4 protein-coding genes are annotated in these 5,985 nt (G+C 37.8%); all 4 read left to right on the forward strand.

Annotated features, from left to right (window positions below; translation table 11 throughout):
* The first annotated feature begins 354 nt into the window (after window positions 1-354).
* The 4 genes from ACEW8U_RS17035 to ACEW8U_RS17050 all read left to right on the forward strand — a co-directional run bounded on the left by ACEW8U_RS17035 (window position 355) and on the right by ACEW8U_RS17050 (window position 5,866).
* On the forward strand, window positions 355-2,112 hold the full coding sequence (locus tag ACEW8U_RS17035; RefSeq protein ID WP_373523258.1) for a long-chain fatty acid--CoA ligase: 1,758 nt from the start codon (window positions 355-357) through the stop codon (window positions 2,110-2,112).
* Window positions 2,113-2,323: 211 nt separating this feature from the next.
* Window positions 2,324-2,797: a MarR family winged helix-turn-helix transcriptional regulator gene (locus ACEW8U_RS17040; RefSeq protein WP_373523259.1), complete on the forward strand. Its 474-nt coding sequence runs from the start codon at window positions 2,324-2,326 to the stop codon at window positions 2,795-2,797.
* A gap of 16 nt (window positions 2,798-2,813) precedes the next feature.
* Window positions 2,814-5,219, forward strand: coding sequence for a 3-hydroxyacyl-CoA dehydrogenase/enoyl-CoA hydratase family protein (locus ACEW8U_RS17045; protein WP_373523260.1), 2,406 nt, complete (start codon window positions 2,814-2,816; stop codon window positions 5,217-5,219).
* Between the two features lie 275 nt (window positions 5,220-5,494).
* Complete coding sequence (locus tag ACEW8U_RS17050) at window positions 5,495-5,866, forward strand: four helix bundle protein (RefSeq protein WP_373523261.1); 372 nt, start codon at window positions 5,495-5,497, stop codon at window positions 5,864-5,866.
* Window positions 5,867-5,985 lie beyond the last annotated feature (119 nt).

Raw genomic sequence — 5,985 nt, forward strand, 5'->3', positions numbered from 1 at the left:
CTACTCATCCACACTTATAAACATTCCCATTCACACAATCTTATCAGTGATTATCTACAATGAACTAATCCACATAATTTTTTTGCAATAATATAAAGGATATGAAATCAAGAACTTGACGATAAATTCCATGTTAAGAAAATGTGAACAAATGATTAATAAAAGGAATTATGAATGTTGACTATTAAATCAGCAAAACTTACTAACAAATCCACACCTTAATAACAGTAATAGATTTATTTAATTAAATAAAATAATATATATATAAAGCTGTGAATAAACTCATCATTTTGGCTTTTGGATAACTGAGGTCTTTTTTATAATTTGACACTCTTTCCAATAACCTAAAATAACATGCAGATCAGCAGACTATTTGATTTGATTAATTATCAGATTGCCAATTATGATAAAGAAGATGCCTTGGCGCAAAAAATTAACGGTCAATGGAAAAAGTATTCTTCAAGAGATCTGAAAACAATTGTTGACAATCTAAGTCTAGCATTTTTGAAATCAGGAATCCTGCGCGATGATAAAGTAGCTATCATTTCTAACAACAGGCCAGAATGGAATTTTGTTGATCTGGCATTACAACAAATTGGGGCAATATCGGTACCGATGTACCCCACCATATCAGCTGAAGATTACAATTATATTTTCAATCATGCTGAAGTCAAAAAGGTTTTTGTAGGTGATGAAGAAATCTATGGAAAAGCAAAAGAAGCAGCCAAAGAAATGGATGTGGAAATTTTTTCTTTTGATAAAATATCAGGATGTGATTATTGGGAAGACTTCATGTTATCAGGTCAATCAGGAAATATTGCAGAATTAGATTCGATAAAAGAAACGATCAAAACAAATGACCTTTTTACTATCATTTATACTTCAGGCACAACCGGACGTCCAAAGGGAGTAATGTTGACTCATGGAAATGTTTTACATAATCTTTTGGCCATCGAAGATCGTTTGATTGTTCCTAAGGGAACTTCAAAGGCATTAAGTTTCCTTCCACTTTGCCATATTTACGAAAGGACAGGATCTTTTTGCTTTTTGTACATGGGTATATCTATCTATTATGCAGAAAGTATGGAAACCATTGGGGATAACCTCAAAGAGATTCAACCACATGTATTCAATACCGTACCACGCTTATTGGAAAAGGTTTATGACAAGATAGTTTCCAAAGGCTATGAACTTACTGGTATAAAAAAATCTTTGTTTTTTTGGGCGCTTAATCTCGGATTGAAATATGAACCGAATAAAGATCAAGGAGGATGGTATAATTTTCAATTGAAAATGGCCAATAAAATCATTTTCAGTAAATGGAGAGAAGCTTTAGGCGGAAATATAATGCAGATCAATTCAGGAGCTTCTGCGCTTCAGCCAAGATTGGCAAGGGTATTCTGGTCAGCTCAGATTCCTGTTTGTGAAGGATATGGCCTTACAGAAACTTCACCTGTAATTTCTGCATCAATTTGCAACCTTAAGGATATCCGTATAGGTATGGTTGGAAAACTTGTTAAAGATGTTGAAGTAAAAATTGCTCCTGATGGTGAAATCTTGGCTAAAGGTCCAAATATTATGCAGGGATATTATAAACAACCTGACCTGACTGCTGAAGTGCTCGAACCGGACGGATGGTTTCACACAGGGGATATCGGCGAATTGGATAATCACAATTATCTTAAAATTACCGATAGAAAAAAAGAGATGTTCAAAACATCAGGCGGTAAATATATCGCCCCCCAGCCCATGGAGAATAAGTATAAGGAATCGCCTATTATTGATCAGGTTATTGTTGTGGGAGAAAATAAAAATTATCCTGCCGCATTGATTGTTCCAAATCTACAAGGCTTGAAAGACTGGTGTAAACACAAAGATATACCTTATACCAATGATGAGGAAATGCTAAAAAAGCCTGAAATTTTGGATAAATACCAAAAAGAAATTGATGAACTCAACAAGTATTTTGGAAAATGGGAACAGGTGAAGAAATTCAAAGTACTCAATACCCAATGGGGAATCGATACAGGTGAGTTGACACCTACTATGAAATTGAAAAGGAAAATTATTCATCAAAAATTTGCAAGAGATATAGAGGAGCTTTATGCATAGGGAATATTTTTCACAAAATCATATTTTGAATTTTTGATGTAAATCCTATTATAACCATTTATATAAACTATATTCTGTAAATATTCAGAATATAGTTTTTTTTATGAATCTTTTTTAAATGATTTATTTATTATGCATGCATAACTTTTTTCGTATTTAGTATGCATGCATACAATATTTTTCTTAACTTAGTCGTATCAAAAAAACACCTATGAAGCGAGAAGAAACAGTTGATTACCACATTAAAAGTGCTTGGCATGCCATTTCAAGAATGTATAATCAAAAAGCTGTTCAGGAAGATTTTACAACAGCCATCGGATTTGTATTGATTAATATCAATTCTAAAGAGGGTACCCCTGCAACCAAAATAGCCCCTTTGATGGGATTGGAGGCGAGAAGCCTGACCAGGATGCTCAAAAGCATGGATGAAAAAGGGTTGATTTTTAGAAAGCCCGATCCTATTGACAAACGTTCTGTTAGGATTTTCCTGACACCTGAAGGAAAGCGAAAAAAAGAAATTTCCGTCAAGACCATTATGGAATTTAATGAACAAGTACGGGATGTGGTCAGTGAACAGGAATTGAGTGACTTCTTTAGGGTGTTCCAAAAGATCAATCAAGTCATAGAAAACATACAATCAGAAACTATAAACCCCAATGAGTACGAAAATCTGTACGAACTCTAAATCCAACAAAAGACACATGAAAAGAACAATCAAGAAAGTAGCGATTTTGGGTTCCGGTGTGATGGGGTCAAGAATAGCCTGCCATTTTGCCAATATTGGCGTGCAGGTCTTATTGCTTGACATTGTCCCCAATGAACCCAATGATGAGGAAAAGAAAAAGGGTCTGTCTGTTAATGACAAAGCCGTCAGAAACAGATTGGTCAACACAGCCCTCGATAATACCTTGAAATCAAAACCTGCCTCACTTTATGACGCGGCTTTTGTTTCCAAGATTACAACAGGAAATTTTGATGATGACCTTCCCAAGATCAAAGATTATGATTGGGTCATTGAAGTAGTAGTGGAAAGGTTGGATATCAAAAAGTCACTTTTTGAAAAAGTAGAAAAACACAGAAAACCGGGAACTTTGATAACCTCCAATACTTCCGGGATTCCTATGCACCTGATGTGTGAGGGAAGGTCTGAGGATTTTCAGGTTAATTTTGCCGGAACACACTTTTTCAATCCCCCGCGTTATTTGAGGTTATTGGAAATTATCCCGGGACCAAAAACCAATCCTGATATTGTTGATTTTCTGATGGATTATGGAGACAGATTCTTGGGCAAAGAAACCGTTCTCTGTAAAGATACACCTGCTTTTATTGCCAATAGAATTGGAGTTTATGCCATCATCTCAGGAATGCATGCCATTGAAAAAATGGGTATGGGGGTTTCTGAGGTCGATAAATTGACTGGTCCAATCATTGGCAGGGCCAAGTCGGCTACATTCCGTACCATGGATGTGGTAGGTTTGGATACTACGGTGAATGTGGCCAATAACCTGTACAAAACCCTTACCCATGATGAATCAAGGGATAAATTCCAATTGCCAAATATTGTAAAAGTACTTTATGACAATAAATGGTGGGGGGATAAAAGAGGTCAGGGTTATTTTAAAATGATCCGCCACAAAGACGGAACCAAGGAACTCAAAGAACTGGATCTCAAAACTTTTGAATACAAGGATGTCGAAAAGCCAAAATTCAAGGCTTTGGAAGCTTCCAAGGAAATTGATGACCTCAAAAAGAGAATCAAGTTCTTGGTCAATTTTGATGATCGGGCAGGAGAATTTTATCGGACTTCTTTTTATGACCTATTCAAATATGCCTCCCATAGAATCCCGGAAATTTCAGATGAGCTTTATAGAATAGATCAAGCAGTCTCTGCCGGATTTGGCTGGGAATTGGGTCCCTTCGAAACATGGGATATTCTTGGCGTAAAAGATACGGTTGAAAAAATGGAAGCCTCCGGCGAAAAGGCTGCTGAATGGGTTCATGAAATGTTGGAAATGGGAAATGATTCCTTCTATAAAGTAGAAAACGGACAAAAGAAATATTACGATATTCCTTCAAAATCATATCTAACGATTCCAGGTATAGAAGATTATATCATCCTGGATACACTCAAAGCAGCAAATAAAAAACTTTGGGGCAATGCAGGTGCCACAGTCTTTGACCTTGGTGATGATGTTATCGGTTTGGAATTCCATACCAAAATGAATGCAATAGGACAGGAAGTGATTGAAGGAATTAATACCGCCATCAACATGGCTGAAAAATCCTACAAAGGATTGGTAATTGGTAATGAAGGTGGAAACTTTTCTGCCGGTGCCAATCTGGCCATGCTCTTCATGTTTGCCGGTGATCAGGAATTTGATGAAATCAACTTGATGATTGCAGGCTTTCAGAATACCATGATGCGTGCGAGATATTCTTCCGTGCCTGTAGTGGTAGCACCACACAATATGGCCTTGGGTGGTGGGTGTGAACTTTCACTGCATGCAGATGCCGTACAGGCGCATGCTGAACTGTATATGGGTCTGGTGGAATTCGGCGTTGGGCTGATTCCGGCCGGAGGAGGTACCAAGGAGATGACCCTTAGATTTTCCAACGAAGCCAAAGCAGGAGATGTGGAATTGAATAGGTTGCAGGAGTATTTTATGAACATCGCTACTGCCAAAGTATCCACCTCAGCAGCCGAAGCAAGGGGTTTGGGATACCTTCAGGTGAAAGACACCATTACATTGAACCGAAAGAGACAATTGGCTGATGCAAAGGCAAAAGTTCTTGCTCTTTATGATGCTGGATATACCCAACCTGTGCAGCAGACCAATATCAAAGTTCTCGGTAAAACTTCCTTGGCCCTATTTGAAGCCGGCATTACCGGAATGCTTTATGGCAAATATATCTCGGAACATGATGCCAAAATCGCCAGAAAATTGGGCTGGGTAATGTCTGGAGGAGACCTTTCTTCTCCAACAGAAGTTAGCGAACAATATCTCCTCGACCTTGAAAGAGAAGCCTTCCTCAGCCTGACAGGTGAGAAGAAGACTTTGGAGAGGATACATAGTATTCTGTTTAAAGGGAAGCCACTTAGAAATTAGGATTGGAGAGGCGAGAAGTGAGAAGTGAGAAGCGAGAAGTGAGAAGCGAGAGACGAGAGGCGAGAAAGGATAGCCAAGAAACAAGAGACGAGAAGCGAGAGACGAGAGGCGAGAAGCGAGAGACGAGAAGCGAGAGACGAGAGACGAGAGGCGAGAAAGGATAGCCAAGAAACAAGAGACGAGAAGCGAGAGACGAGAAGCGAGAAGTTAGAGTAAATAAATGAGAATAGATATTATAGATATTTGACATTGTTAACACTATAAACCTTTTAATCATGAAGTTAAAACACAATTTTAAAAACCTCAAAGTATGGCAAAAATCTGTTGATTTGGCAGTTAAGGTATACCAAATGACAGGTACTTTTCCTTCTGAAGAAAAGTTTGGAATGACTTCACAAATGAGAAGATCTAGTGTCTCCATACCCTCAAATGTTGCTGAAGGATCAGCTAGAAACTCTTCCAAAGCTTTCACAAATTGTCTGGATATCAGTTTAGGTGAAAGTTTCGAACTCGAAACACAGACGATTATTGCCAATCGAGTCGGTCTTTTGGATCAGGATCAATTTGATGATTTAAACCAAGATCTTGATGAAATCCAAAAAATGATTATAGGATTCAAAGCAACGGTAGAATCTAATCCCTACTAATTAAAAATCAGTTTGAAATCTAACAAATCTAATCTCTCTGCTCTCGTTTCTCACATCTATTCACAAAGTCCAAAATCTCGTCTCTCGCATCTCGTCTCTCGCATCTAAAAACCTCATTA

The organism is Aquiflexum sp., assembly GCF_041751335.1.
GTDB lineage: Bacteria > Bacteroidota > Bacteroidia > Cytophagales > Cyclobacteriaceae > Aquiflexum.